The organism is Streptomyces sp. Root431 (assembly GCF_001426585.1).
Taxonomy (GTDB): Bacteria; Actinomycetota; Actinomycetes; order Streptomycetales; family Streptomycetaceae; genus Streptomyces; species Streptomyces stackebrandtii.
In genome coordinates this window covers 453,939-479,438 of the sequence record NZ_LMEI01000009.1, presented here as the reverse complement: position 1 = coordinate 479,438, position 25,500 = coordinate 453,939, and the positions used below count along the sequence as shown (strand labels likewise).

The window sequence follows — 25,500 nt, the reverse complement described above, 5'->3', positions numbered from 1 at the left end:
TCCGGTCGGCGGGGCGAGCTGCTGCTCGCTCACACGTCGAACCGACGATGTGACAGGGAACGGCCCCATTCCCTGTCACATCACCTTGTTCGACGTGTGGACAGAAGCACCCGACAGGATCACGACGAGAGGTACAGAGATCCCATGCGCTACCTGATGACGACCAAGCCGTCCGACACCGCCCCCGACGAGAAGCTGTTCGCCGAGATGGGCCGGTTCATCGAGGAGCTGACGGCGGCCGGTGTCCTCCTGGCCACCGGCGGCCTGGAGCCGGGCGGCGTCCGGGTCACCTCCGCCGGGGACGAGATCACCGTGACGGACGGGCCCTTCGCCGAGGCCAAGGAGGCCGTGGCCGGCTTCGCACTGATCGAGGTCCGCTCCAAGGAGGAGGCGATCGAGCTCGCCCGCCGCTTCCGCCGGATCGTCGGAGACGGCGAGAGCGTGGTCCAGGAGGTCTTCGGCGGCTGATCCCCGAGACGTCCCGCCGACGACGTCCCGCCGATCACGATCGCAGCACCCCGGAGGCGTCCGGCCGATCACGATCGCAGCACCCCGGAGGCGTCCCGCCGACCACGATCACAGCACCCCCGCGGCTTGCGACCGAGCCGCGGCGGGTGCTGTGATCGTTCCTGTGCTGCCCGACGTACACCGCACGGTCGATGCGGCCTGGAAACTCGAGTCGGCGAAGATCGTCGCCTCGCTCACCCGCATGGTGCGGGACGTCGGCCTCGCCGAGGAGCTGGCCCAGGACGCGCTCGTCGCCGCCCTCGAACAGTGGCCGGTCTCGGGCGTCCCCGACAACCCCGGCGCCTGGCTGACGACCACTGCCAAGCGGCGCGCCCTCGACCACCTCCGCCGCAGCCAGCGCCTCGAACGCAAGCAGGAGCAGCTCGCCCACGAGTTGGGACAGCGACAGGACCGCCGACAGGGCCCCGACGCACGGCCGGACGACGAGCCGGACGACGTCCTCCGGCTCGTCTTCCTCTCCTGCCACCCCGTGCTGCCGACCGAGGCCCGCGCCGCCCTGACGCTCCGGCTGCTCGGAGGCCTGACGGCCGAGGAGATCGCGCGGGCCTTCCTCGTCACCGAGACGGTGATCACCCAGCGCGTCGCGGGAGCCAAGCGGACGCTGGCCGAGGAGCGCGTCCCCTTCGAGCTCCCGGACGGCGACCACCTGGCCGAGCGGCTCTCCTCGGTCCTCGAAGTCATCTACCTGATCTTCAACGAGGGGTACTCCGCGACCTCGGGCGACGATCTGATGCGGCCCGGGCTCTGTCTGGAGGCCCTGCGGCTCGGCCGGCTCCTCGCCGAACTGGCGCCGCGCGAGCCCGAGGTGCACGGCCTCGTCGCGCTGATGGAGATCCAGGCGTCCCGCGCCGCCGCGCGCACCGGCCCGTCCGGCGAGCCCGTCCCGCTGCACGAGCAGAACCGGGGCCGCTGGGACCAGCTGCTCATCCGTCGCGGCTTCACCGCGATGCTGCGGGCCAGGGGATGCCTCGTCGACGGGGAGGGCGGCGGTGCCCCCGGCCCGTACATGCTCCAGGCGGCGATCGCCGTGTGCCACGCGCAGGCCAGGAGCGCGCAAGACACCGACTGGGTCCAGATCGCCTCCCTGTACGAGGCGCTCGCGCGGGTCCTGCCGACACCGATCGTCCGGCTGAACCGCGCCGTGGCGGTCGGAATGGCCCACGGGCCGGAGGCGGGGCTCGAACTCATCGACACCCTGCTCACCGACCCGGTGCTGCGCGACTACCACCTTCTCCCCAGCGTCCGGGGAGACCTCCTCGCCCGGCTCGGCCGCGACGACGAGGCGCGCGTCGAGTTCCGGCGGGCGGCGTCCCTCGCGCGGAACGCCGCCGAGCGCGCCTTCCTGGAGCGGCGCGCGGACGAGCTCGGCGCCGCCGCCCCGGCGGGACCCCTCCTGGGGCGGGCCGCCGACGAATTCCTGGGCCGGGACGACCTGGACGCCGCGACCAGCCGCTCGTACGGGCAGACCCTCCGCCGCCTCCGCCGCACGCTCGGCGACCAGCAGCCGCTGTCGTCCCTGACGGCGGACCAGGTGACGCGGGTCTTCACGACGGCCTGGGGCGGGGCGGCGGCCGCGACCTGGAACCGGCACCGGTCGGCCGTCCGGTCCTTCGGCGCCTGGGCGTCCCTCGACGACCTCACCACGGGGCTCGACCGCCGTACGGGAACAGGCTCCACCGCGCGGCCCCTCGACCCGGCGCAGCTCGACGCGGTCTGGAGCCTCCTGGACCTGCCTCTGCGCGAGGAGACGCTGTGGCGGCTGCTGCACGAGTCGGCGGCCTCGGTGACGGCGGTCCTCGCCCTGAACGTCGAGGACCTGGACCTCGACGACCGCCGCGCCCGCACCGGATCGGGATCGGGCTCCGGCTCGGGTGTCGGCTCCGGATCGGGCCTTGGCTCCGGCTCGGGCGTCGGCTCCGGATCGGGCCTTGGCTCCGGCACGGGCGCAGGCTTGGGCGTCGGCTCCCGCTCCCGTTCCCGGGATACGTGGGTGAGCTGGCGCTCCGGAACGGCCCGGCTCCTGCCCCGGCTGCTCGCCGGCCGGACGCGCGGGCCGGTGTTCCTCTCCGACCGCCGCCCCGGCCCGGCCCGTACGCCCGAGGCGTCCGACCTGTGCCCGGACACGGGCCGCCGGCGGCTCTCGTACGAGCGGGCCGAGTACCTCTTCAAGCAGGCCACCCGGCCCCTCGACCCGGCCCGCGACGGCTACACCCTGCGCCGGCTCAAGCCGGGTCCCCGGGACCGCTGACCCGGATCCTCAAGGGGCAGCCGCCCCGCGCGGGTCACGGCTTCTGGAAGCCGGCGTCCTGGAGGATCTTCTGGGCCTCGGGGGAGGACAGCCAGGTGACGAAGGCGGTGGCCGCCTCGGCGTTCTTGGAGTCCTTGAGGGTGGCGGCCGGGTACTCGGCGACGGCGTTCTGCGCGTCGGGGATCTCGACGGCGTCGACCTTGTCCTTGGCGCTCTCGGCGTCGGTCTTGTAGACGAGACCGGCGTCGGCCTCGCCGAGCTCGACCTTGCTGAGGACGGCGCGGACGTTGGGCTCCTGCGACACCGGCTTCACGGCGATCTTCTGGGCGTCGAGGACCTTCTTGCTGTACTTGCCCGCCGGCACCTCGGGCGCGGCCAGGACGACCTTGAGCTTGGTGTCCGCGAGGTCCTTCAGCTCGTCGACCTTGAAGGGGTTGCCCTCGGTGGTGGCGATGACGAGCCGGTTCTTCGCGATGACCGTCGGAGTCCCGGTGTCCGCCTTGGCCTTGTCCATGCTCTTCGTGTCGGCGGTGACCAGGACGTCGGCGGGGGAGCCCTGGGCGACCTGCGCGATGAGCTCCTGCGAGCCGGCGAACGAGAAGGTGATCTTCGTGCCCGGGTGGGTCTTCTCGTACGCGGCGCCGGCCGTCTCGAAGACGTTGGTGAGCGAGGCCGCGGCGAGCACCGTCAGCTTCGCGGCGGGGGCCGCGCTCGCGGAACCGGAGGCCGCGGGGCCCGCGGCGTCCTTCTTGCCGTCGGCCTCGTCGCTGCCGCAGGCGGCGAGCGGGACGAGGAGGGCGGCGGTGAGGGCCGCGGCGGCGGTGCGGCGTCTGGCGAGGGTACGGGGGAGGGACATGAGGGTCGGGGCTCCTTGGGGACGACAGGAAGAGGAAGAAGAGGAAGGCGAGGAGGGAGAGCGCACGGGCAGCGGCCCACGGGATGGTGCGGGCGGGTCGGCGCGGGGGGTGGCACGCATGCCGACGTTCTGCTGCATGTGCGACACCGTAGGGCGGTCGGGCTCACATCTGCAACAACCCTGTGGGACTCTCCATGGCGAATGCGAGGTGGCCTGGAGGAACGGCCGAACCGGCGGGTTCCTCAGGGCGTACGGCACGAGCCGATCCAGATGCCGGTGACGGCGCTGACGTACCGGGCGCCGGCCACTCTCACCGTCGCGGACCTGCGGCGGGGCTGCGGGGTGCGGCGCTGTGGCGGGTCATCGTCAATCCCCTTCGGGCGGTCGATGCGGCGGCTGCGCCCAGTGATACCCGCCCGGCCCGCCACGGAATCGTGGTTGCGCCTCAGATCGGCCTCGCTGCCCCGTATTTGTGAGCTTGCTACGAGCCGGACACTCGCATCCACCGGTTTCATGCGCCAAGCACCCGCGCCTGCCGCTCCAGGGCCAGCCAGACGCGGTCCCGGGTCAGCGGCAGTTCCGTGAAGCGGACGCCCGTCGCGTCGCGCAGGGCGTTGGCCAGGGCGGGGGCGACGGGGTTGAAGGGACTCTCGCTCATCGACTTGGCGCCGAGCGGGCCGATCGCGTCGCTGGTCTCCGTGAAATGGACCTCGGTGCGCGGGACGTCCGCGTACTGGGGGAGGCGGTAGCGGCGGAAGGCCGCCGTGGTGACCTTGCCGCGCTCGTCGATCCGGACGTTCTCGAAGAGCGTGGCGCCGAGCGCCTGGGCGACCCCGCCCTCGACCTGGCCCCTGCACTGCATCGGGTTCATGACCTTGCCCGCGTCGGCGGCGTGGACGCTGCGCAGGATGCGGATCTCCCCGGTGGCCGGGTCGACCGCGACCCGGAACCACTGCGCGTTGAAGGCGACCGAGCGCGGTGAGCCGCCCCAGTGCCCGTCCGCCGCCAGCTCCTCCGCCGCGCCGCGCGCGTGCCCCGCCTCGTACAGCTCCTTGAGGGTGACCGTACGGCCGGCGCAGTCGAAGGCCTCGGCGCCGAGCACGCACAGGTGCCGGGCGACGCCGGTGTGGCGGGCGGCGAGGGTGCGCAGCCGCTCCGCGAGCGATCCGGCGGCGAGGAGGACGGCCTTGCCCGCGACGACGGTGCCGGCCGAGCCGAAGGCGCCGGTGTCGTGGCGGACGACGTCGGTGTCGGACTGCCGGACGGCGACGCGGTCCTCGGTGGTGCCGAGGGCGCCGGCGGTGATCTGCTGGTGGACGGTGGTGGTGCCGTTGCCGAACTCGGCGGTGCCGACGGCGACGTCGTACGTCCCGTCGGGGAGCAGGGAGACGCGGGCGTCGGCGTAGTGGCCGCCGGGCGGGCCGGTGGCGATCATCGCCATGCCCGTGCCCTGCCCGACGAGCCACCCCTCGGGCACCTCATCGGCGCTCGTGTCCTCGCCGCTCGCGGCCTCGGCGATGGCCCGACGTGCGACCGACAGGCACTGGTCGAGCCCGTAGGAGGCGATGAACAGGTCCTCCTCCTCGCCGATCGGGCTGTGCATGGGCTCACCGGGGCCGATCACGTTCTTCTCGCGGAAGACGAGCGGATCCATGCCGAGGCGGCGGGCGACCTCGTCCATCGCGGACTCGACGGCGAAGGTGACCTGGCCCAGGCCGTATCCGCGGAAGGCGCCGGCCGGGACCGCGTTCGTGTAGACGGAGTACGCGTCGACCTTCTTGTTCGGGGCGCGGTAGACGGCGAAGGACTCGCCGACGCTGTGGAACATGACGGCGGGGCCGTGGTTGCCGTAGGCGCCGGTGTTGGACACGACCCGCATCCGTACGGCGGTCAGGGTGCCGTCGGCGCGGGCGCCCACCGTGATGCCGATGGTGAACGGGTGCCGGGTGGTCGCCCCGTGGAACTGCTCGGCCCGGGTGTACTCCAGCTTCACGGGCCGCCGCAGCTTCAGCGCGGCGAGCGTCACGATGTCCTCCGTGAGCATCTCCTGCTTGCCGCCGAACCCGCCTCCGACCCGGCCCGCGACGACTCGGACCTCGTCCTCGGGCAGGCCGTACAGCGCGCAGAGGGCCCGCCGGGTCAGGAAGGGCGTCTGCGTGGAGGAGCGGACGGTCAGCCGCTCGCCCGTGCCGTCCTCCTTCGGCTCGAAGTACGCGACGCAGCCGTGGGTTTCGAGACTCGCGTGCTGCACGCGCTGCGTGCGGAAGGTCTCCTCGTAGACGACGTCGGCCTCGGCGAAGCCGGTCTCCACATCGCCGATCTCGCCGTGCACCTCGCCCGCCACGTTGTTCTCCGCGCGGGCGATCCGCGCCTCGGGGCCCTTGTCGCCGTGCAGTTGCGGTGCGCCGGGGAGCATCGCGGCCTCCGGGTCGGTGACGTAAGGGAGTTGCTCGTACGTCACCTCGATCCGGCGGCAGCCCTCCTCGGCCGCCTGCTCGCTGTCCGCGACGACGGCGGCGACGCGCTGGCCGACGTACCGGACGACGCTGTCGAGGACGCGGGTGTCGTCGGGGTCCTCCGTGGGATGCTCGTGGCGGGCGCTGGAGTACAGCGTCGGCGGCGCGTCCTCGTGGGTGAGGACGGCGTGCACCCCGGGGACCCGCAGGGCGGCGGCCGTGTCGACGGCGACGATCCGGGCGTGCGGGTGCGGGGAGCGCAGCAGCTTCATGTGGAGGAGGCCGGGGACCTCGACGTCGAAGGTGTAGCGGGCGGTACCGGTGACGACCTGGGGTCCGGCGGGGGCGGCGACGTTCTTCCCCACGGCCTTTCCCGCGCACGGCCGTTCGGTGTGCCGCACGCCCTGCACGGCGTCCTCGATCGCCCGGTAGCCGGTGCATCGGCAGATGTTGCCCTTGAACGCCCGGGGCAGGTCGTCGAGTTTGCCGTCGTCGTGCGCGGAGCCCCGCTCGGCTTCGAGGGCCACCGTCGTCATGAGGAACCCGGCCGTGCAGAATCCGCACTGGTACCCCTGCGCGTCGAGGAACTTCCGCTGTACGGGGTGGAGTTCGCCGTCCGGGGAGGCGAGGCCCTCGACGGTGGTGACGGCGCGGCCCTCCGCCCGTACGGCCGGATACAGACAGCTGTGGACCGGTTCGCCGTCGACATGGACGGTGCAGGCGCCGCAGTCCCCGGCGTCGCAGCCCTTCTTCACCCCGAACCAGCCGCGCTCGCGGAGGTAGGTGCGCAGGCACTGGCCTGCGCGCGGTTCGTCGTCGTGGGAACGGTCGTTGACGCGGACGTGGAAGCTCATCGGGCACTCTTCTCCAGGCTGTGGGTCAACTCGCGGCGGACCTCTTCGGCGAGGCGGAGCCCCATGTGCCGCCGCCACTCGGGCAGTCCGTGGATGTCGTCGAACCAGTCCTCCTCGCGGACGGCGGCCTCGACCGCACGCCGCAGCTCGTCCCGGTCCGGCGGCAGCGGGAACCAGAGGCGGAACGGCCGTACGGTCGCCGCGCTGATCGTCACCGCCAGCGAACCGTCCACCGGATCGAGCGTCCCGATGACCAGCGCCCCCGAGCGGCCGAGCCCGTACAGCGACGCCTGCCGGAAGGCCGTGCGCGAGCCCAGGGCGCGCGCCGGCAGGGTGACCGAGCGCAGCAGCTCGCCCTCCGCGAGGTCCTTGCGGCCGGCGCCGGTGACGAAGTCCACGACCTTCGCCCGCCGCACGGATCCGTCCTGCGCCCGGAGCAGGCACACGCCGTCGAGCGCGGCGGTCAGCGAGATCATCGGCCCGGCCGGAAGGCCGTTGCAGAGGTTCCCGCCGACGGTCGCCATGTTCCAGATCTTGAAGGAGGCGAGGAAGGCCCGGCAGCACTGCTCGAAGAGCGGCGCCGCCTCGACGCCCATCGTCCTTCCGTACCGCGAGAGTTGGGTGATGGTGCAGGTCGCGGCGATCTCCAGCGAGCCGTCCTCGGCGCGGGTGAGCGGCTCCCAGCCCATCCGGCTGAGGTCGACCAGCCGGCGCAGCCGCGGCTGGGGCTCGGAGAAGAGGTACGTCCCCCCGCCCAGCCATGCGTCCCCCGGCCGCCAGGGCTCGTGCCGACGCCCGTCGCGTACGTCCGTCACCGTGTTCAGATCCATGTGTCCCCACGCCTCCCGGCCACTGCTTTCACGCCAGTCAAGCCCGAAAGGGGCGGCGGGGACGACTGGTGCGGACGCTGGAAACACCCCACCCCGCGGAGCCGCGTCCTGGATGATCAACCAAGGAGCATTTTCAGGCTGTGGCCGTGCATCTACGATGTGTCTTCTCGCATTCACCTCTTGAATGTGAGATGCGGGCTCATCCCGCGACCGCGCAAGGAGCCCCGCATGCACGTCGAACATCTCCTCCGGCTGGACAGCCTCGACCTCACCCTGGTCTGGGGCGACGAGGCGCTGCTCGGCCAGGAGATAGGCGGAGTGACGGCCACCGACCTGGAGGACCCGGCGAGGTTCCTGCAGCCGAGCGAGATCGTCCTCAGCGGGCTCGTGTGGTGGAACCCCGGCGACGGACCGGCGCGGACGGAGCGCTTCGTCTCGGCGCTGCGCGAGGCCGGTGCCGTCGCGCTCCTCGCGGGCGAGGAGACCCACGGCGAGGTCCCCCGCGAACTGGCCGCCTCCTGCCGTAAGCACCGGATCGCCCTGCTCGCCGTACCGGCGCACACGAGCTTCCGGGCGATCACCGAGGCGGTCTACCTCCGGCAGTGGGGCGAGCTCAGCCGCCGCCCGTCGGACCTCTACGCCCTGCCGGAGAACGTCCGCGGCGACCTGGAGCGCGAGGTGGAGGGCGGGGCCTCCGTCGGCGACCTCCTCGACAGCGCCTTCGCCCACCTCGGCACGCCCCCGTGCCACCTCCTGACCGGCAGCGGCCGAACGATCGCCCGCACCGCCACCGCCGCCGAACTCCCCGCCGCGCGCGCCTCGGAGAGGATCCACGGGGCGCGCGGCGAGCGGGGGACGACGCTGCGCGTCGAGGCCGACGACACCGACTTCGACGCCTGGTACCTCCACTTGGCGGACGAAGGGCAGGTCCCGCCCCGCGTCCTGCACGAGATCGCCGAGGTCCTCGGCCGGCACCGCCGCCGCCACGACCGCCGCCGGGCGGCGCAGCGGCAGGCACGTCAGGAGCTCGTCGCCCTCCTCGACGTTCCGTACGGCGACGCCAACGCCGTGGAGAGCGCGCTTAGTTCGTGCGGGCTTGCCGGCCGGGGGCCCTACACCGTGGTCGTCGCGTCAGCGACGCCGGCGGAGGAGGACACGGGGAGCCGCGCCGCCCTCGCGGAGGCCCTCGGCCACCTCCCCGGGGTTGCGTTCGCCGTCGGCGAGCGCCCGGGCGGCGAAGCGCTCGCGGTCGTCGCACACGGCGGCGCGGACGATGCCGACGGACAGGACGACCGCGCCGTCCGGGCCGCCCTGGGGAAGGTGTGGCCGCTGGTCCACGCCTGCCGGCCGACCGGCGCCCTGTACGCCGGGGTGAGCGAGCCCGTCGCCACCGCGGCCGAGCTGGCGGCGGCCGTCGGCCAGGCGCGGTACGCCCTCGCAGCGGCCGCCCGCACGGCGGGTACGGGCACGCGGGCCCCGGGCGCGGCGCACGTCGCCTCCGTCGGCGATCTCACCAGCCTGGAGGCGCTGCTCGCGGGCGTCCCCGACGACGTCCGGGAGGTGTACCGCACCACGGTCCTCGGACCGCTCCTGCGCGGCGGCCGCTCCTCGAACGCCCTCCTCCTCGAAACCCTGGAGGTCTTCCTGGCCCACAACTGCTCCTGGGCCAGGACCGCCGAGACCCTCCACCTGCACGTCAACACGGTCCACTACCGGGTCCAGCGGGTCGAGACGCTCACCGGCCGCGACCTGTCCCGCCTCGACCACCGACTGGACCTGCGCGCCGCGCTGCTGTGCCGCTGAGGAAGCCCTCGGTCAGGGCAGATCGATGTGGACACTCGTCGACTTGACCCGCGCCGTGACGGTGACCCCGACATCGAGGCCCAGCTCCTCCACGGCCTCCCGCGTCACGAGCGAGACCAGCCGGTGCGGCCCCGACTGGACCTCCACCTGCGCGGCCACGTCGTCGACGCGTACCGCCGTCACGATCCCCACGAACGCGTTGCGCACGGACGTCGGCACGTCCTCCGGCACGGCATGGAGACCGGCGCCCCGCTCCTTGGCGAAGAGCGCCAGGCCGGCCCCGTCGATCACGCGGTTGCCCGCACCGTCCCGGTCCATGCGCAGGCGTCCGCCGTCGGCCCACCGGCGGACGGTCTCCGAGCTCACTCCGAGCAGTCTCGCTGCCTGCCCAATGCTGTACGACGGCACAACCGCACTCTAGGCCACGCGCACCGGGCGACGGCGGGCCAGGCCGCGGAGACGCCACGGGACGGACGCCGATCCGAACGGGATCAGGCCGCGGACAGCGCGATCTCCGTCGACTTGATCAGCGCGACGACGGAGGACCCGGCCGCGAGGCCCAGGTCGGCGACGGCGTCCTTGGTGATCGCGGCGGTCAGCTCGCCGCCCTCGACGGTCACCTTGACCGAGGCCATGGCGCCCCCGGTGGCGACGTCGGCGACGGTGCCGGGGATCCGGTTGCGGATCGACAGCCCCTCGACGGGACCGGTGGCGAGCGAGACCTCGGTCGACTTCACGAGGACCCTCACCGCGGAGCCCTCGCCGAGCCCGAGGTCCCGGACGGCCTCCAGCGTGATCGCAGCGGTCACGCCCTGACCGCCGACGAGGCGGACCTTGACGGTCGCCATGACCTCACCGGGTGTGACGGCCACGACGGTGCCGGCGATCTGGTTGCGGATGGACAGGCTCATGGAGAACGCCTCACAGAGAAGACAGAGAAGTCGGTGCGGGTACGAGCGGGCGGAACGTCCCTCGCACTCCTCGTACTCCTCACGCTAGGCGCGCGGACCCGACCCCGCTCGGACCGCCTCGCATCTGCGATGCGGAAACGTCTCACTCGAAGGTGTGGACTCTCACGGGCGGCGGCGCACGTGACGTGGACGGTCGGGCCGTGTACCGCCGCCCGTACGGGGGACGCAGGAGTGAGGAACGGTCCCGCGCGCCCGCCGGCGGCCGGGCGGCGCCCCCACGCCGTGTCCCTACACTCCCCGCACATGTCGCTCTGGCTGCTCAATCACTTCAGCACCTTCACCCTGACCGTGGTCACCGTCGGCGGGACCGTCGTCCTGGCCGTCACCGGCAGCGTGCTGCTCCGCCGCAGGTACCCGTCGCTCGCCGAGGGCGAGCACAACGACATGGTCGGGGTCACGCTCGGCATGTTCGGCGCGATCTACGGGATCATCCTCGCCTTCGTCATCGTCACCCTCTGGACGCAGCTGGAGAGCACGCAGACGATCGTCGCGACCGAGGCCACCGACATGGCCCTCATCGCCCGGGACGCCGCCGCCTTCCCGCCCCCGGTCCGCGCCCGCCTCGACGGCGCCCTCAGCGCGTACGTCCACGCGGTCGTGGAGGACCAGTGGCCCCGGATGCGCGCGGGACGGCCCAGTTACGGGACCACCGCCGGCTCGTTCCAGGCCGTCTACGACGTCCTCCAGTCGTACGAACCGAAGACCGCCCGCGAGGAGGTCTTCTACGAAGAGGCCGTCAGCCAGCTGAACGACGTCGCCTCCCAGCGCCGGGCGCGCCTGACGATGGCCGAACAGCAACTGCCCCCGCTGCTCCAGGTCCTGGCCTTCGGCGGCGCGATCGTCCTGATCCCGCTCACCTTCCTCTACGGCATGCGCAAGCTGCGCATCCAGATCCTCTTCGTCGCCTCCGTCGCCGCCCTCATCGGCTTCAGCCTGCTCCTCGTCTTCGTCCTCGACCGCCCCTTCGCCGGCGAACTCAGCGTGAGCCCGGCGCCGTACCGGGAGGGAGCGCTCGCGCAGTACTGGACGCCGTGACGCCCCATGGGCCGCGACGCCGTACGCCGTGACGCAATGGGCCGTGACGCAATAGGCCGCGACGCCGTAATTGGGTTGACCCGGCCGCGGGGTGGGGCTGCACTGTGCCGGGGCATCGCGCGCCGCGGTGCCCGCATCCCGGGGAGGCAGCGGCAGCCATGGACATCCGTCCCACGACCGACCAGGAACTCGACGTCTTCGTCGACACGCTCCACACCGCGTTCGGACGCTTCCCGGAGACCGCGGCCGAGGACGGCGGCGGCGTCTGGTGGGCGGCGCTCGAGAACGACCGCAACCTGCTCGCCGTGACGGCCGACGGCCGGCCCGTCGGCACCGCCGGCGCGTACTCCTTCGAACTCACCCTGCCCGGCGGGGCCGTGACCCCGGTCGCCGGGGTGAGCGGCGTCGGCGTCCTGCCCTCGCACCGACGCCAGGGCGTGCTCAGCGCGATGATGCGGCGTCAGCTCGCCGACGTGAGGACGCGAGGGGAGTACCTCTCCGTCCTGCTGGCCTCCGAGGCCCCCATCTACGGCAGGTTCGGCTACGGACCGGCGACCTATACGCGGCGGCTGACGGTGACCCGCAGCCAGGCGGCCTTCGCCGCACCCCGGGCGCGGGGAGCGGCGGCCGATGCCGGTTCCGGCTCGGGCTCCGGTTCGGTCGAGGTCCTGCGGAGTGCCGAGTGCGGCGACATCCTGGAGGAGGTCTACGACCGGTACCGGCGCGCGCAGCCCGGCGCGCTGTCCCGGCCGCACCGCTGGTGGGAGCGGCGCGCGGGACAGCCCCCGATCTCGCCGGCGCCGCGCTACGTCGCCGTCCACCGCGACGCCGACGGCGTCCCTGACGGCTACGCCAGCTACACGCTCGGCGAGTCCGACACCCTGAAGGTCGACGAGACGATCGCCGCGGACGACGCCGTCTTCACGGCGCTTGCCCGGTTCCTGCTCGGACACGACCTGGTCTCCCAGGTCGTGTTCAGGCACTTCCCGCCCGAGCACCCGCTGCGTTGGCAGCTCACGGACTTCCGCGCCGGACAGGTGGACAACGACACCGACTGGCTGTGGGTCCGTCTCCTCGACGTCCCGCGGGCACTGACCGCGCGCGGCTGGTTCGTCGACGGCGAACTGGTCCTCGACGTCGACGATCCCTTCCTCGGCGAGCACGGCCGCCACCTGCTGACCGTCCGGGACGGCAAGGCCGAGTGCGTCCCGACGGACCGGGAGCCCGACCTGTCGCTGGACGTCCGCGACCTGGGCTCGGTCTATCTGGGCGGCACCGCCCCGAGCGCCCTCGTGCGCGCCGGACACATCCGGGCCCACCGCCCGGGCGCCGCCGCCCTCGCGGACGCCCTCTTCGGCGCCGAGCGCGCCCCGCACTGCCTGCACTGGTTCTGAGGCGCGCTCGGCAGCCGGGGGCCCGTCGCCGTCAGGCGGCGGGCTTCCCGGGCTGGTCGTGGGTGGAGCAGTGGATCCCGCCGCCGCCGGAGGCGATGGTGTCGATCTGCACCTGGACGACGTCCCGGTCGGGGAAGTGCTCCCGCAGGATGGCCTTCGCCCGCGCGTCCGCCTTCCGGTCGCCGAACTTGGGCATGAAGACCGAGTCGTTGGCGACGTAGAAGTTGGCGTAGGTGGAGACAAAGTCGTCGCCCTCGCCGGTGATCCTGTCGAGGTCGGGCTGCGGCAGGTCGATGATCTCGAAGCGCCGGCCCCGGGCGTCGGTCGCCTGGGACAGCACCGAGCGGGCCTGGTCGGCCGAGCGGGACCAGGAGTCCGGGGGAGTGCCGGGGAACGCCTGGTCGAGCAGGACCACGCCGGGGGCCGTGAACCGTACGAGGCTGTCGACGTGGGCGTCGGTGATGTCCTCGCCGCGGACGCCCTTCAGCCAGATCACCTTCTCCACGCCGAGGGTGTCGATCAGCTCGTCCTCGATCTGGTCCCGGCTCTTCCCGCGGTTGCGGTTGTCGTTGACGATCGAGCTCTCGGTGATGAGGAGGGTGCCCTCGCCGTCGGTCTCGAAGGAGCCGCCCTCGGCGACGAGAGGCGCCTGCTCGCGGGGAATGCCGTACTTGGCGAGCAGCTTCCGGCCCACCTGCGCGTCGTTGGTGTGCTCCTGCTTGTCGCCCCAGCCGTTGAAGTTGAAGTCGACCCCGACGACCTTCCCGCCGTCCTCGACGAAGACGGGCACGGTGTCGCGGGCCCACAGGTCGTCGACGGCGAGCGGGATCACCTCGACCTGCCGGCCGCAGGCCCGCTGCGCCGCCGCCACCTGGTCCGGGCGGGCCATCATCACGACCGCCTCGTACTCGCCGACGGCCCGGGCGATGCGGGCGATGTCCTCCCGTACGTAGGGCAGGTCGTCCTCCCAGACGGACGCGAGGGCGGGCCAGGACATGAACGTACGGGTGTGGCTCTCCCACTCGGCGCCGAAGCGACGCTCCTCTTCGGCGGCCCGCGTGCGGGAGGGGGCGCCCGCCGTGCTGCCGGCGACGGACTCCTCCGGGCCGCACGCGGTGGCGCCGAGGCCGAGGGCGGCGCCGATTCCGGCGAAGGCCCGCAGGGCGGTGCGGCGGGAGGGGATGAGGTGGGACACAACGTGCTCCGTTCGTGGGCTGGCGAGACTATCCGGCGGCGGTGTGCGGATCGCGGTGACGCGGCGCGGCGGCGGAATCGCGGGCCTGGGGCTTCACGCGGACGGCGGCCGTGGGGACGGCTGCGCGAGGGCATGAGTGGGGGTGGCCGTGGTCCCCACTCTGACACTGACTGGATTTTCAGTCAAACGCGGAGGTCGCGGTCGGCGTGCAGGCCCTGGTATGCGGGCCGGTGGGCACCTCGGGAGCGGTTCGGCGCCGGTTCGGCGGCGGCTCGACGACTACCCATCCGGGCCGGGGGCTATATTGACTGAAACTTTAGCCAACGGGCACTCTCGGGCGCAGGGTGCGCCGTGTGCCCGAGCGGCCCCGCCGTTCCGTACCGCCGAAAGAGCCGCTCATGTCCTCCACCCAGCCGCCCCTGGTGCAGCCGGCCCACCAGCCGCTGACGCCCGGCGACCCCCACGAGATCGGCGGCTACCGGGTCCACGCCCGGCTCGGCTCCGGAGGCATGGGCGTCGTCTACCTCGCCCACACCCCGGGCGGCCGGCCCATCGCCCTGAAGGTGGTGCGCGAGGACTTCGCCGCCGACCCGGAGTTCCGCCGGCGGTTCGCGCAGGAGGTCGAGAGCGCCCGCCGCATCCACGGCCTCTTCACCGCACAGGTGGTGGACGCCGGCGCCGACGACACCGTCCCCTGGCTCGCCACCACGTACGTCCCCGGCCCCTCGCTCCAGCAGGTGGTCGAGCGCCACGGTCCGCTCCCCGCGCCCACCGTGCTGCGCCTCGTCGCCGGGATCGCCGAGGCCCTCCAGGTGATCCACGGGGCGGGCGTGATCCACCGCGACCTCAAGCCCGCGAACGTCCTCGTCGCCGAGGACGGCCCGCGCGTCATCGACTTCGGCATCGCGCGCGCCGCCGACGCCACCGGCCTCACCGGCACCGGTCTGCGGATCGGCACCGCCGCGTACATGGCCCCGGAGCAGGCCCTCGGGCACGCCGTGACGCCCGCGACCGACGTCTTCGCGCTCGGCGCGCTGGCCGCGTACGTCGCCGGGGGCGCCCTGCCCTTCGGGGCGGGGCCCGAGTCGGCGGCCCTCTACCGCGTGGTCCACGAGCCCGCCGACCTCTCGCGCGTACCGGTCGAGCTGCGCGAGCTCGTCGGCCACTGCCTGGCCAAGGCCCCGGAGCGGCGTCCCACCCCGGCCGAGCTGATCGCCGCCGTCCGCGCGCACCCGGCGGTCGGCCCGTCGCCGGATCCGGGCGAGCTCGGGCTGCCGGGCGAGCCGTGGGCGTCCGACGAGCTGCGGTCGTACGACGACCTAAGGTCGCCCCATGAGCTCCGGTCGCCCCACGAGCTCCCGCTCCCCGGTGGGCTCTCGCCGCACGACCGTCCCACGCGGGCTGCCGCGCCCGTGGTCCCCACCCCCACGGAGCGGGTCGCGCCGGACGCCGGTGCGCCGGACGGATCGACGGGGCGGAGAGGCGGATCGGCCGTACGGCACGACGAACCGGCCGTGCGCCGGGGCCGGCGCGGTAACCGTCGGGGGCGTACGGCTCTGATGGCGGGCGGCGCCGCCGTCCTCGTCGCGCTGGCCGCGGCGGCCGGGGTCGCGTACTGGCCGACCGATCCGGAAGGGGGCGGCGCGGGGCCCGCCGCCGGTTACGCGGCGGGCTACGCGGACGTGGAGCTGACCGCGCCGGACGACGGCTACGAGTTCGACCTGGACACCGGGAAGGTGTCGCCCGCCGAGACCGCCGACTGGTACCTCGCCCGCGACAAGAACGGGTTCGTGCTCCCCGAGGACGCCGACGCCTTCGTCGCCTCGGGGTACGTGCTCGGCCCCGCCGACTGCGAGCGGGGGATCGACGCGGAACCGGTGACGAGCCTCGCGTACGACGAGCTCGCCGACGAGCGGCCGTTCTGCGTCCGCAGCGCCGATGGCCGGCGGCTCGTCGTGGCGCGACTGGTCGACGGGGGCGCAGGCGACGGCCCTGTCACGGTCGTGCTGAGCCAGTACCGGCGCAACGGCTGAAGGGGGCCCGGGCCGAGCGCGGGCGCCGTCCGGCGGTCCGGATAGGGTTCGTGACATGGCATCTCGTAGTACTCAGATCCTGGAAGCGGCCGCCCGGGTGATCGCCCGGCGCGGGGTCCGCGGGCTCCGTGTGGAGGAACTGGCCGAAGAGGCCGGGGTCTCGACCGGTCTGATCTACTACCACTTCAAGGACCGCAACGGAATCCTGCGCCACACGCTGGAGTTCATCAACGACCGCGCCGAGCGGTACACCGCGGCCCAGGCCGAGGCGGCGGAGCCGCTCGACCCCCGCGAGGAGCTCGACCAGGTGCTGCTCCTGGAGCTCCAGGACATCCCCGAGGTCCGGGAGAACAGCACGGCCTGGGGCGAGTTGAGGGCGAGCGCCGTCTTCGATCCCGTCCTGCGCGAGGACCTCGCCCGGGCGACCCTGGTGTGGGTGCAGGAGGTGGCCGGGCTCCTCGGCCAGGTGCAGCCCATGGCGCCGGCGGTCAGGCTCGCGGCGTCCGCCGAGCGGCTCACGGCCCTGCTGGAGGGCCTGAGCATGCGCTGGCTGAGCGGCTGCCTCGCGATCGACCACGCGCGCACCCTCCTGTCGGAGGCCGTCGAGGTGGAGCTGTCCTGGCTGCGGAAGTCGTAGCCGCACCGACTCCGTCCGTCGCATGGCGGCCGTAGCCACGCCGACTCCGTCCGTCGTCGCGCGGTAGTCGTAGCCACGCTGACTCCCTCCGTCGTCGCGCGGTAGTCGTATCCGCACCGACTCCCTCCGTCGCATGGCGGCCGTAGCCGCGCCGACTCCCTCCGTCGTGGCGCTGTAGTCGTCACCGCGCCGACTCCCCGCCGGCCCGAAAGTCCAAGCCCCGCCGGGCGAGCGTCCATGTGCACAGCTCGCCGGGCGCGCTTCTGTGGACATCGCCGCCACGGAGGCGGCGCACGGAGTCGTAGTCCACCCCCCAGGGAGTCACCCTTGTCAGCTCCTCGAAGAAGCCTGATCGGTACGGTCGTCGCCGTGGCCCTCGCGGTGGCCGGAGGCGGCGCCGCGGCGACGGCGCCGGCGTCGGCGACCGCGAGCGGGACCGCGAACGCGAGCGCCGCCACCTACAACGTCACTGTCGGAGCGAAGGGTTCGTGGACCCAGCCCGACGACACCCCCGCCGCCACCTACATCGACAAGGACGGCACCTTCTACTTCCAGCAGGCCCACGCGCTCTACGGATCGACGCAGCAGCGCAGATGGACCTTCTTCACCGGGACGAACTTCGACACCGCCGTCCGGTCGAGCGCGCTCAGCGACGCGGTGAACCCGGCGAACGCCGACGACAAGAACAACGACACGACGTGGCGGTGCAACAACAGCCCGACCGGTCTGGAGTCCACCTCCCCGCCCGCCGGATCGTCCTACTCCCAGAAGAACTTCTGCGACCTGGCCGGGGTGTGGGTCGACCCGGACACCGGCGACTGGTACGGCCTCGTCCACAACGAGTTCACGCCGCAGCCCTTCGGCGACGGCGTCCACTACGACGGCATCGACTACGCCGTGTCCAAGGACCAGGGCCGGACCTGGTCCATCAAGGACCACGTCATCACCTCGCCGTACAGCACCAAGCGCGGTGACACCNCTACGCCGTGTCCAAGGACCAGGGCCGGACCTGGTCCATCAAGGACCACGTCATCACCTCGCCGTACAGCACCAAGCGCGGTGACACCGCCGCCTTCCCGCAGCAGACGTACCACTACGGCACCGGTGACCAGCGGCTCTTCGTGGACACCGCCTCGGGCTACTTCTACGCCTTCTACGGCTCCCGCATCGTGAACAAGGGCGGTGGCTGGGCCGCGTTCTACGGACACGTCGCCCGCGCCCCGATCTCGGGCAAGATGGCGCCCGGTACGTGGCAGAAGTGGTACGACGGCGCCTGGTCCCAGCCCGGCGTCGGCGGCCGCGAGAGCAACATGGTCCCGGTGGGCTCCGGCAGCACGACGGGTTACACGCCGACGTCGAAGGAGTACAACCCGGCCAGCAGCGGCTCGGTGAGCCAGCAGGTCGCCGCCGGCCTGACGCCCCCGACGTCCCCGCTGTTCGTCATGGACATCACCTACAACGCGTACCTGGGGCTGTACATCGGCGAGCCGCAGGCCGTCGACCAGAGCGGCAACGCTCCCCAGGAGATCTACGCCACCGACAATCTGGCGACCCAGAAGTGGTTCCGCCTCGGTGACACCGGCAGCTACAAGAACGCCTCCTGGTACCGCTGGTTCCTCGACGGTGTGAACAAGACCGGCTCGGGGATCGTCGGCAAGAACTTCCGCTCCTACTGCTCCTTCGGATGCTCGGGCGGTACGTCGAGCGAGTACGTCAACCTCGCGATCGACTCCTCCGCGCCCGCCGCGCCCGTCGACACGAGCAAGGCGTACCGCATCGCGAGCGCGGGCGGTCGTGTCCTCGCCCAGGTCTCGGGCGGTTCGGCCACGACGTCCGTGCCGTCGGCCACCGGCGACGCGCTGGAATCGTGGATCTTCCACGCCAACGGAGACGGTTCGTACCGCATCGCCAACTCCGGCACCGGTCAGCTCCTCGGTGTCGACTCCGCCACCACCGCCAACCGCGCCTGGGGCGCCAAGCCGACGGTCACCGCGGCGCCCGCGGGCGGTCCCGGCGTGGGGCAGCAGTGGTTCGTCATCCCCGGCGCCTCCTCCGCGGACGGCTCGCCGAACGGCACGTACCGCCTGGTCAACCGCTACAGCGGCCTCGTGATCGGCATGTCGGGCACCGCGAACCGCCTGGCCGAGACGACCCCCACCCGCAGCTGGACGAACACCACGGGCAACGCGGTGGGCGGGACGCGCACGGCGAGCGAGCAGACCCTGACCCTGACGGCGGTCGGCCAGGCCCCTGACGGGATCTCCGACGGCAACCACGGCCTCACCGCGAGCGGAAAGGCCCTGGACAACCCCGGCCACAGCACCACCGCCGGTACGCAGCTCGTCACCTGGACGCCGAACGGCGGCGCCAACCAGACGTGGCGGTTCACCCGCCGCACCGACGGCTCGTACGAAATCGCCAACGCCGAGTCGGGGCTCTGCGCCGACATCGAGGGCGGGTCGACGGCAGCCGGCGCCAAGGTGATCCAGTGGACCTGCACGGGAGGCACCAACCAGCGCTGGACGGTGACGCGGCTGGCCAGTGGGTCGTACGCCATCACGTCCGTGAAGAGCGGCCTCCTGCTCACCACCGCGTCCACCACCAACGGCGCCGCGGTCACCCAGCAGCCGGACACCGGCTCGGCCTTGCAGCAGTGGACGGTCAGCTGACGTGGACTGCTTCCAGGGGTAACAGCTTGGTCATGCGCCTGACAGTATGGGTGCCGTATTACCCGCCGGTACGGCACCCCGCCCCGAAGGAGCGATCAGCGCATGACCAAGCCTGAGAGCGCGGCACAGGACGACGCGGTACGTGAAGAAGCGGTACGCGAGGAAGCGGCGCCCGACTACGACGTCGTCATCAGCGGAGCGAGCCTCGCCGGCAGCGCCGCGGCGATCCTGCTCGCACGCCGCGGCGTCCGTGTCGCCCTTCTGGAACGCCGCTCGGACCCCGCCGCGTACAAGGTGCTGTGCACGCACTCCATCACGGCCAACGCCTACCCGGTGCTGGACGAGCTCGGCCTGGTCCCCGCGCTCGCGAAGGCGGGCGCCCTCCGCAACGACGCCCGCTGGTACACCCGTTGGGGATGGATCGAGCCGAGGGCCGCGGCGGGCGGACCCGAGCTGCCGTACGGGTACAACATCCGGCGCAGCGTCCTCGACCCCCTGATCAGGGCCCGTGCGGCGGAGACCCCCGGTGTCGACCTGCTCCTCGGCCATCAGGTGACCGGCCTGATCCGGGAAGCCGGCCGCACCGTGGGGGTGCGCGCGTCGACTCCTCAGGGCGAGCGCGAGGTGCGGGCGCGGCTCGTGGTCGGCGCCGACGGCAAGGACTCGGCCGTGGCGGAGCACGCCGGGATACCGTCCCGGCAGTTCGAGAACACCCGGTTCGGCTACCTCGCGCACTTCCGCGACCTGCCGCTGCACGGCGGGATCGGTCAGACCTGGTTCCTCGAACCCGACATGGCGTACGCGTTCCCGAACGACGACGGGGTGACGGTCCTCGCGGTCCTCCCCGACAAGAAGCGGCTGCCGGCCTTCCGGGAAGACCTGGAGGGCAGCTTCCTCGACTTCGTCCGCGCCCTGCCCGAGGCACCGCCCATCGACTCCGCCGAGCGCGTCTCGAAGATCATCGGTGCGGTCAACTACCCGCTGCGCAGCCGCAAGCCGACCGCCCCGGGCGTCGCGCTCATCGGAGACGCCGCCCTGACCGGCGACCCCCTGTGGGGCGTCGGATGCGGGTGGGCCCTGGAGTCCGCGACGTGGCTGACGGAGGCGGTCGCACCGGCCGCGGCCGGCGGCGGCGACCTCGACAAGTCGCTCGCGGCGTACGCCCGCAGACACGGGCGGCTGCAAGGCCACCAGCGCCTGGCCGTCGACTTCGCCAAGGCCCGTCCGTTCAACCCCATGGAACGGCTGATCTTCTCGGCGGCGGCGCGCGACGAGTCGCTGGCGCGCCACATGCACCTGTTCCAGTCCCGCCTGATCAGCCCGCTGCAGTTCCTGAGCCCCGCCGTCGTGGCCAAGGCCGCGGCCGTCAACATCAAGCACCGCAGGACGGCAGCCGCGCGATCCGCGTGATGAACCGCGCCGCCGCGCCGCCGCGAGCCCGGCATGATCGGCAGGACACGCCCTAAGGCACGGGGTGGGGACGCAGGACCATGAGCGAGCCCTCCCAGGTCGCCACCATGGCGAAGGGGAACCGGTCGAGTTCCAGGCAGAGCGCGACGTCGTCGGGGTGCGATCCTTGCCGTACGCCCTCCAACAGCTCGGCGGCGGCGCGTGACTCGGCGCCGCGGCGGAGGAACTCCGCGGCGTCCGTGTCGGCCTCGGTGACCCTCCGCGCGATGTACTGGGCACACGCCAGGTCCTCATCGGCCCGGCCGTCCTCGCCGGTGACCACGAACGTGACCTGGTCGCTTCCGCGCTCACGCAGGAGCCGGGCCGTCGCCTCCGCCACCACGAAGCCGGCGCACAGCACCAGCGGCGCGTCCTTGACCGCGAGGGCGCCGACGGTCCCCGCCGTGGTCTTCTGGACGACGGTCCGTCCGCCGAGGTCGACCGAGCGCAGCATGGACGGCGAGTTGACGGCGTCGAATCCGGGCGCGGGTGGACCGTCCTTGAGTGCGACCCAGTCCGGGTGGCGGGCCTTGAGTGCCAGGGCGTCGTCCAGTGACTCGGCGAGCACGATCTTCTCCGCGCCCTGGGCGAAGGCCCAGGCGGCCACGGTGTAGGCGCGCATGACGTCGATGACGACCGCCACGGGCGGGGTGTCGACCAGTTCGGGGATGGCGAGGAATCGGGCGTCCATTCGGATCATGATCGCGCATGCCCGCGCCGAAGTCCGTGAATTTACTGCGTCGTTGCGGCCGTTGGGTCGCGCTCGGCCCTGAAGCCGGTGATGACCACCGTGATGAGACAGCAGGCGATGACGGCCTCGGCCCAGAGGAAGGCCAGGTAGTCGAGCAGAGAGCCGATGGGCGGTGTTCCGGGCGCGGCGTTGCGGAAGGCCGCCAGGGCGAAGAGGGTGGCGGCCATCCAGCCGAGGGCGGGCCAGGTGAGTCCCTTGCGGCGGGTCACCAGGTACCACGCTCCGATGAGGACGGAGACCGCGAGCGCCCACATCGCGGCCATCATGAAGACCGCGAAGACGAGCACGCTGTTGGAGCGCCCCAGGCCGACGTCGAACACGGCGGCGCCGTTGATCTCCGAGGCGTCCACCGCGGCGGAGTAGAGCGCGTCGCTGTTGGTCAGGGTCATCCGGACGGGGACCCGCTCGCCGCCTTGCGTGGCGCTGAACTCGATCGCGGCGTCGTAGGCGTCGAAGGGGTAGTCCGTGATCGAACCGCCCGTCAGCGCGACGGCCAGGTCCTTCGTCGAGATGCGGCTGTGTGCCGGGAAGGAGAGGTCGCCGCGGGTGGAGGCCGACGTCTGGAGCGTCAGGTCCTCGGTGGGCGAGATGCCGCCGGACTCGGCCAGTTCTCCCCGCGGTGTGACCAGGACGCGCAGGATCAGCTCCCGCCCGGCGGCGTCGACACGCTGGACCGAGGCCTCGATGTCGACGCGGTCGGGAGCCGAACTGCCCGCGCTGTACGCGGTGTCCAGCGCTTGGCGTTCGCCGAACTGGACCCAGGCGCCCACGCCGATGGCGGCCAGGATCGTGAGGCAGGCCAGCGCGGTCGGGAGGATCCGGCCCCGCCTCGGCTTGTGACGTCGGGTTTCGGACACGGAGGCTCCTTGGATGGGGGTTACGCGACCGGCTTGCCGGGCTGTTCGTGGGTCGCGCAGTGGATCCCGCCGCCGCCGGTGGCGATGGTGTCGATGCCCAGCTGCACGATGTCCCGCTCGGGGAACTGCTCCTGCAGAATTCCCCGCGCCCTGGCGTCGGCCTTCTGGTCGCCGAACTTGGGCATGTACACAGCGTCGTTGCCGATGGAGAAGTTCGCGTACGTCGACAGGAAGGCGTCGCTGTAGCCGGTGATCAGGTCGGGGTCGGGCTGCGGGAGGTCGATGATCTCGAAGGGCCGGCCCCGGGCGTCGGTCGCCTCGCTCAGGACGGACAGGGCCTGATCCGAGGAGCGCGACCACGAGTCGGGGGGCGTGCCGGGGAACGCCCGGTCCAGGAGGACCACGACTTCGGAGCCGCAGGCCTTCTGGGCGGCGGCCCGCTGGTCGGGCCGGGCCATCATCACGACGGGCTCGTACTCGGAGATGGCCCGTGCGATCCGTGCGATGTCCTTCCGTACGAAGGGGAGGTCGTCCTCCCAGACGGACGCGAGCGCGGGCCACGACATGAAGGTGCGGGCGTGGCTCTCCCACTCGGCGGGCATCCGCCGGTCCTCGTCCTTCGGGGCGGACTGCCCGGTGGTGGACGGGCCGGCTGCCCGCTCGGAGTCGCCGGTGCCGCACGCGGAGGCGCCGAGGGCGAGCGCGCCGAACCCGGCGAGCACGCGCAGTGCCGAACGGCGGGAGGGCGGGAGGTCGGACACAGGGGTTTCCGATCGTGAGCAGCCGGGATCAGGGATCCGGAGGTGGGGGGAGGCGCCGAGGCGAGGGGCATGGATGGCGATCCGTTCCCGTGCCCGTGCTCGTGCTCGTGAACAGGGTGCACGTGCCGCGCCGTGAATCGGCGATACCGCGGGGGCGGACCCGGCCTCGTGTCGCCCCTACACCCTGGCCACACGGACAGCGACTGAAGGTTCAGTCAATTTCACCTCATGGCGCCCTGGGGTACGGCCGCCCCGGCATGCGCCGGCTCGCGCTCGCCCAGCCGTTCGACCTCCACGGCGACCGCGTCCCTCGTCAGCTCGCGGGCGTGGGTCAGGGGGAGTGCGCCGCTGAGCCAGCGCGTGCTGAGCCCTTCCAGAAGGGCGGTCAGGCGCTCCGCCGACACCGTCAGGGCCGGCGCGGGAGTCGCCGGCCGTACGCGGCCCAGGAGCTCCGCGACGTCGTGAATCCAGGCCAGGGTCGCCCTGGCCACGTCCCCGCGCAGCTCGGGTTCGAAGATCGCGCTGGCGCGCAGTTCGCCCCACGCCGTGCTGTTCTCGCGGACCTCGGGGAGGTCCTGGAACTCCAGCAGCAGGGTCTGCTCCAGGTCTTGCCGGGCGTCGCGCGGCCCGGCGGAGTCGTCCCCGTCGGACGTGTACCGGTCGGCCCGGTCGCTGATGAACTCCAGGGTGTTGCGGAGGACGCCGGCCCGGTCCTTGAAGTGGTAGTAGATCAGCGCGGTGGACACCCCGGCCTCGGCCGCCAGCTCCTCCATGCGCAGCCCGCGCACGCCTCGCCGGGCGATGACGCGGGCGGCGCCTTCCAAGATGGCCGTTCGGCGGTCCGTCGCCACGTGTTCCCCCTCCGGGTGGTCTGAACCAACAGTGTGACACATTGACTGAATTTTCAGTCTGCGGCAGCATGCGGGAAACACCCGCCTCCCCCTCCCTCAGGTAGGAGTTCCATGGACACGCCCACGACCTCCCGGCGCCGCCTGCTCCAGCTCGGCGCGGCGGCTCTCCCGCTCGCGGCACTCGGGTCGGCGCTGCCCGCGGTGGCCCGCGCCGCCACCGGCCCTTCGGGCGCCACGCTGCGGATGCCCGCGGAGACCGACCCCCACGTCCGGACCTTCATGGCCTGGCCCGCGCTGTCGTCCGTCTGGTCCACCCAGCTCGGCGGCGTCCGCGCCGACATCGCGCGCGTGGCCGACGCGATCTCCCGCTACGAGCCCGTCGTGGTGCTCGCCCGGCCCGGGCAGGCGGCCGACGCCCGTTACGCCTGCGGCGCGGGGGCCTATTACGGCATCGACGTCCTCGAGATAGCCAACGACGACCTGTGGATCCGGGACTTCGGGCCCACCTTCGTCGTCGCTCCCGGCGCCGTCGCGGGCGTGGACACCAACTTCAACGGCTGGGGCAAGACCGGCACGCCGTACGCGCAGCCCTACGCCAACGACGCGGCCGCGGCCGCGACCCTGCTCGATCAGTACGGAGTCCCGCGCGTGCGGGCCGGTTTCGTCGGGGAGGGCGGCTCGCTGGAGACCGACGGCCAGGGCACCCTGCTGGCCACCGTCAGCTCGCTCGTCAACTCCAACCGCAACCCGGGCATGACGCAGGACCAGGTCGAGCAGGCGATGAAGTCGGCGCTCGGCATCGACAAGGTGATCTGGGTGCCGGGACTCGCCGGCCAGGACATCACCGACTGCCACATCGACTGCCTGGCCCGCTTCGTCGCACCGGGACAGGTCATCCTCGACCAGCCCGGCCCGGGCACCGACAGCAAGTGGGTCGCCGTCTACGAGGAGACCAAGCAGGCCCTGCTGAGCGCGACCGACGCGCAGGGCCGCCGCCTGACGGTCACCGAACTCCCCGGCCCGGACCGCCGCGCCATCCGCGGCAGGGGCACCGGCTTCCTGTCCAGCTACACCAACTACTACACGGCGAACGGCGCCGTCATCGTGCCCCAGTTCGGCGACGGCTATGCCGACGGCGTGGCCTACGCGATCCTCCAGGCCGCGTACCCCGGCCGGAACGTCGTGCAGCTGAACATCGACAACATCGCGAGCGGCGGCGGTGGCATCCACTGCGCCACCCAGTCGCAGCCGGCCGTTCCCCCGGTCCTCTGACCGGCGAACACCGGATGACGCGCCGGTCGCCGTCGGCCGAAGGCGACCGG

At 72.6% G+C, this 25,500-nt stretch carries 20 protein-coding genes; 10 read left to right on the top strand and 10 right to left on the bottom strand.

Features of this window, described 5'->3' with window-relative positions:
- The first annotated feature begins 144 nt into the window (after positions 1–144).
- The gene (locus ASC82_RS15695; protein WP_024760204.1) at positions 145–468 is read left to right on the top strand and encodes a YciI family protein; all 324 of its coding nucleotides are present in this window, start codon (positions 145–147) and stop codon (positions 466–468) included.
- 166 nt (positions 469–634) lie between these two features.
- Positions 635–2,776, top strand: a complete 2,142-nt coding sequence (locus ASC82_RS15690) for an RNA polymerase sigma factor (protein ID WP_056648601.1) — start codon at positions 635–637, stop codon at positions 2,774–2,776.
- A 34-nt stretch (positions 2,777–2,810) separates the two neighbouring features.
- Here the strand turns inward: ASC82_RS15690 and modA are convergent, their stop codons facing one another.
- The 3 genes from modA to ASC82_RS15675 all read right to left on the bottom strand — a co-directional run bounded on the left by modA (position 2,811) and on the right by ASC82_RS15675 (position 7,772).
- The gene (gene modA / locus ASC82_RS15685) at positions 2,811–3,632 is read right to left on the bottom strand and encodes a molybdate ABC transporter substrate-binding protein (RefSeq protein WP_056647645.1); all 822 of its coding nucleotides are present in this window, start codon (positions 3,630–3,632) and stop codon (positions 2,811–2,813) included.
- A 511-nt stretch (positions 3,633–4,143) separates the two neighbouring features.
- Positions 4,144–6,942 (bottom strand): molybdopterin-dependent oxidoreductase, encoded by a 2,799-nt coding sequence (locus ASC82_RS15680; protein WP_056647643.1) that lies wholly within the window; start codon positions 6,940–6,942, stop codon positions 4,144–4,146.
- On the bottom strand, positions 6,939–7,772 hold the full coding sequence (locus ASC82_RS15675; protein WP_056647639.1) for an FAD binding domain-containing protein: 834 nt from the start codon (positions 7,770–7,772) through the stop codon (positions 6,939–6,941). The genes ASC82_RS15680 and ASC82_RS15675 overlap by 4 nt, the downstream gene beginning before the upstream one ends.
- 228 nt (positions 7,773–8,000) lie before the next feature.
- Here ASC82_RS15675 and ASC82_RS15670 point away from each other — a divergent pair, with 228 nt between their 5' ends.
- Positions 8,001–9,575, top strand: a complete 1,575-nt coding sequence (locus tag ASC82_RS15670) for a PucR family transcriptional regulator (RefSeq protein ID WP_056647636.1) — start codon at positions 8,001–8,003, stop codon at positions 9,573–9,575.
- A gap of 12 nt (positions 9,576–9,587) precedes the next feature.
- Here ASC82_RS15670 and ASC82_RS15665 read toward each other — a convergent pair whose 3' ends face one another.
- Together ASC82_RS15665 and ASC82_RS15660 are read right to left on the bottom strand one after the other, a co-directional pair.
- Positions 9,588–9,983: a helix-turn-helix transcriptional regulator gene (locus ASC82_RS15665; protein WP_056647633.1), complete on the bottom strand. Its 396-nt coding sequence runs from the start codon at positions 9,981–9,983 to the stop codon at positions 9,588–9,590.
- A gap of 83 nt (positions 9,984–10,066) precedes the next feature.
- On the bottom strand, positions 10,067–10,486 hold the full coding sequence (locus tag ASC82_RS15660; RefSeq protein ID WP_056647629.1) for a TOBE domain-containing protein: 420 nt from the start codon (positions 10,484–10,486) through the stop codon (positions 10,067–10,069).
- 303 nt (positions 10,487–10,789) lie between these two features.
- Between ASC82_RS15660 and ASC82_RS15655 the strand changes: the two genes are divergently transcribed.
- The gene (locus tag ASC82_RS15655) at positions 10,790–11,581 is read left to right on the top strand and encodes a DUF4239 domain-containing protein (protein ID WP_056647626.1); all 792 of its coding nucleotides are present in this window, start codon (positions 10,790–10,792) and stop codon (positions 11,579–11,581) included.
- A gap of 158 nt (positions 11,582–11,739) precedes the next feature.
- The gene (locus ASC82_RS15650; protein ID WP_056647621.1) at positions 11,740–12,975 is read left to right on the top strand and encodes a GNAT family N-acetyltransferase; all 1,236 of its coding nucleotides are present in this window, start codon (positions 11,740–11,742) and stop codon (positions 12,973–12,975) included.
- 31 nt (positions 12,976–13,006) lie between these two features.
- On the opposite strand, the gene ASC82_RS15645 is transcribed toward ASC82_RS15650, so the two are convergent.
- Positions 13,007–14,170, bottom strand: coding sequence for an agmatine deiminase family protein (locus ASC82_RS15645; protein WP_056647617.1), 1,164 nt, complete (start codon positions 14,168–14,170; stop codon positions 13,007–13,009).
- 398 nt (positions 14,171–14,568) lie between these two features.
- Here ASC82_RS15645 and ASC82_RS31120 point away from each other — a divergent pair, with 398 nt between their 5' ends.
- From ASC82_RS31120 to ASC82_RS15625, 4 genes are all read left to right on the top strand, one after another.
- Complete coding sequence (locus ASC82_RS31120) at positions 14,569–16,203, top strand: serine/threonine-protein kinase (RefSeq protein ID WP_056647614.1); 1,635 nt, start codon at positions 14,569–14,571, stop codon at positions 16,201–16,203.
- 55 nt (positions 16,204–16,258) lie between these two features.
- Positions 16,259–16,840 carry a TetR/AcrR family transcriptional regulator gene (locus ASC82_RS15635; protein ID WP_056647612.1) on the top strand — a complete coding sequence of 194 codons (582 nt, stop codon included), beginning with the start codon at positions 16,259–16,261 and terminating at the stop codon, positions 16,838–16,840.
- Between the two features lie 1,235 nt (positions 16,841–18,075).
- Positions 18,076–19,509 carry an RICIN domain-containing protein gene (locus ASC82_RS31115; protein ID WP_347336082.1) on the top strand — a complete coding sequence of 478 codons (1,434 nt, stop codon included), beginning with the start codon at positions 18,076–18,078 and terminating at the stop codon, positions 19,507–19,509.
- 102 nt (positions 19,510–19,611) lie between these two features.
- A complete protein-coding gene (locus ASC82_RS15625) occupies positions 19,612–20,919 on the top strand; it encodes an NAD(P)/FAD-dependent oxidoreductase (protein ID WP_079039281.1) in 1,308 nt (435 codons plus the stop codon).
- 52 nt (positions 20,920–20,971) lie between these two features.
- On the opposite strand, the gene ASC82_RS15620 is transcribed toward ASC82_RS15625, so the two are convergent.
- The 4 genes from ASC82_RS15620 to ASC82_RS15605 all read right to left on the bottom strand — a co-directional run bounded on the left by ASC82_RS15620 (position 20,972) and on the right by ASC82_RS15605 (position 24,178).
- Complete coding sequence (locus tag ASC82_RS15620; RefSeq protein WP_056647610.1) at positions 20,972–21,649, bottom strand: 2-phosphosulfolactate phosphatase; 678 nt, start codon at positions 21,647–21,649, stop codon at positions 20,972–20,974.
- A 41-nt stretch (positions 21,650–21,690) separates the two neighbouring features.
- Positions 21,691–22,566 carry a DUF4436 domain-containing protein gene (locus ASC82_RS15615; protein WP_056647606.1) on the bottom strand — a complete coding sequence of 292 codons (876 nt, stop codon included), beginning with the start codon at positions 22,564–22,566 and terminating at the stop codon, positions 21,691–21,693.
- Between the two features lie 20 nt (positions 22,567–22,586).
- Positions 22,587–23,327, bottom strand: coding sequence for an agmatine deiminase family protein (locus ASC82_RS15610; RefSeq protein WP_056647603.1), 741 nt, complete (start codon positions 23,325–23,327; stop codon positions 22,587–22,589).
- A 221-nt stretch (positions 23,328–23,548) separates the two neighbouring features.
- A complete protein-coding gene (locus ASC82_RS15605) occupies positions 23,549–24,178 on the bottom strand; it encodes a TetR/AcrR family transcriptional regulator (protein WP_277914787.1) in 630 nt (209 codons plus the stop codon).
- A 111-nt stretch (positions 24,179–24,289) separates the two neighbouring features.
- On the opposite strand from ASC82_RS15605, the gene ASC82_RS15600 reads away from it, so the two are divergent.
- A complete protein-coding gene (locus ASC82_RS15600) occupies positions 24,290–25,450 on the top strand; it encodes an agmatine deiminase family protein (protein WP_056647598.1) in 1,161 nt (386 codons plus the stop codon).
- The last annotated feature ends 50 nt before the right edge of the window (positions 25,451–25,500 follow it).

Bases quoted from the DNA above. Each gene is read 5' to 3' on its own strand.
- ASC82_RS15695 (WP_024760204.1), top strand. From the start codon at position 145: ATGCGCTACCTGATGACGACCAAGCCGTCCGACACCGCCCCCGACGAG.
- modA (WP_056647645.1), bottom strand. From the start codon at position 3,632: ATGTCCCTCCCCCGTACCCTCGCCAGACGCCGCACCGCCGCCGCGGCC.
- ASC82_RS15680 (WP_056647643.1), bottom strand. From the start codon at position 6,942: ATGAGCTTCCACGTCCGCGTCAACGACCGTTCCCACGACGACGAACCG.
- ASC82_RS15675 (WP_056647639.1), bottom strand. From the start codon at position 7,772: ATGGATCTGAACACGGTGACGGACGTACGCGACGGGCGTCGGCACGAG.
- ASC82_RS15670 (WP_056647636.1), top strand. From the start codon at position 8,001: ATGCACGTCGAACATCTCCTCCGGCTGGACAGCCTCGACCTCACCCTG.
- ASC82_RS15660 (WP_056647629.1), bottom strand. From the start codon at position 10,486: ATGAGCCTGTCCATCCGCAACCAGATCGCCGGCACCGTCGTGGCCGTC.
- ASC82_RS15655 (WP_056647626.1), top strand. From the start codon at position 10,790: ATGTCGCTCTGGCTGCTCAATCACTTCAGCACCTTCACCCTGACCGTG.
- ASC82_RS15650 (WP_056647621.1), top strand. From the start codon at position 11,740: ATGGACATCCGTCCCACGACCGACCAGGAACTCGACGTCTTCGTCGAC.
- ASC82_RS31120 (WP_056647614.1), top strand. From the start codon at position 14,569: ATGTCCTCCACCCAGCCGCCCCTGGTGCAGCCGGCCCACCAGCCGCTG.
- ASC82_RS15635 (WP_056647612.1), top strand. From the start codon at position 16,259: ATGGCATCTCGTAGTACTCAGATCCTGGAAGCGGCCGCCCGGGTGATC.
- ASC82_RS31115 (WP_347336082.1), top strand. From the start codon at position 18,076: ATGGCGCCCGGTACGTGGCAGAAGTGGTACGACGGCGCCTGGTCCCAG.
- ASC82_RS15625 (WP_079039281.1), top strand. From the start codon at position 19,612: ATGACCAAGCCTGAGAGCGCGGCACAGGACGACGCGGTACGTGAAGAA.
- ASC82_RS15620 (WP_056647610.1), bottom strand. From the start codon at position 21,649: ATGGACGCCCGATTCCTCGCCATCCCCGAACTGGTCGACACCCCGCCC.
- ASC82_RS15600 (WP_056647598.1), top strand. From the start codon at position 24,290: ATGGACACGCCCACGACCTCCCGGCGCCGCCTGCTCCAGCTCGGCGCG.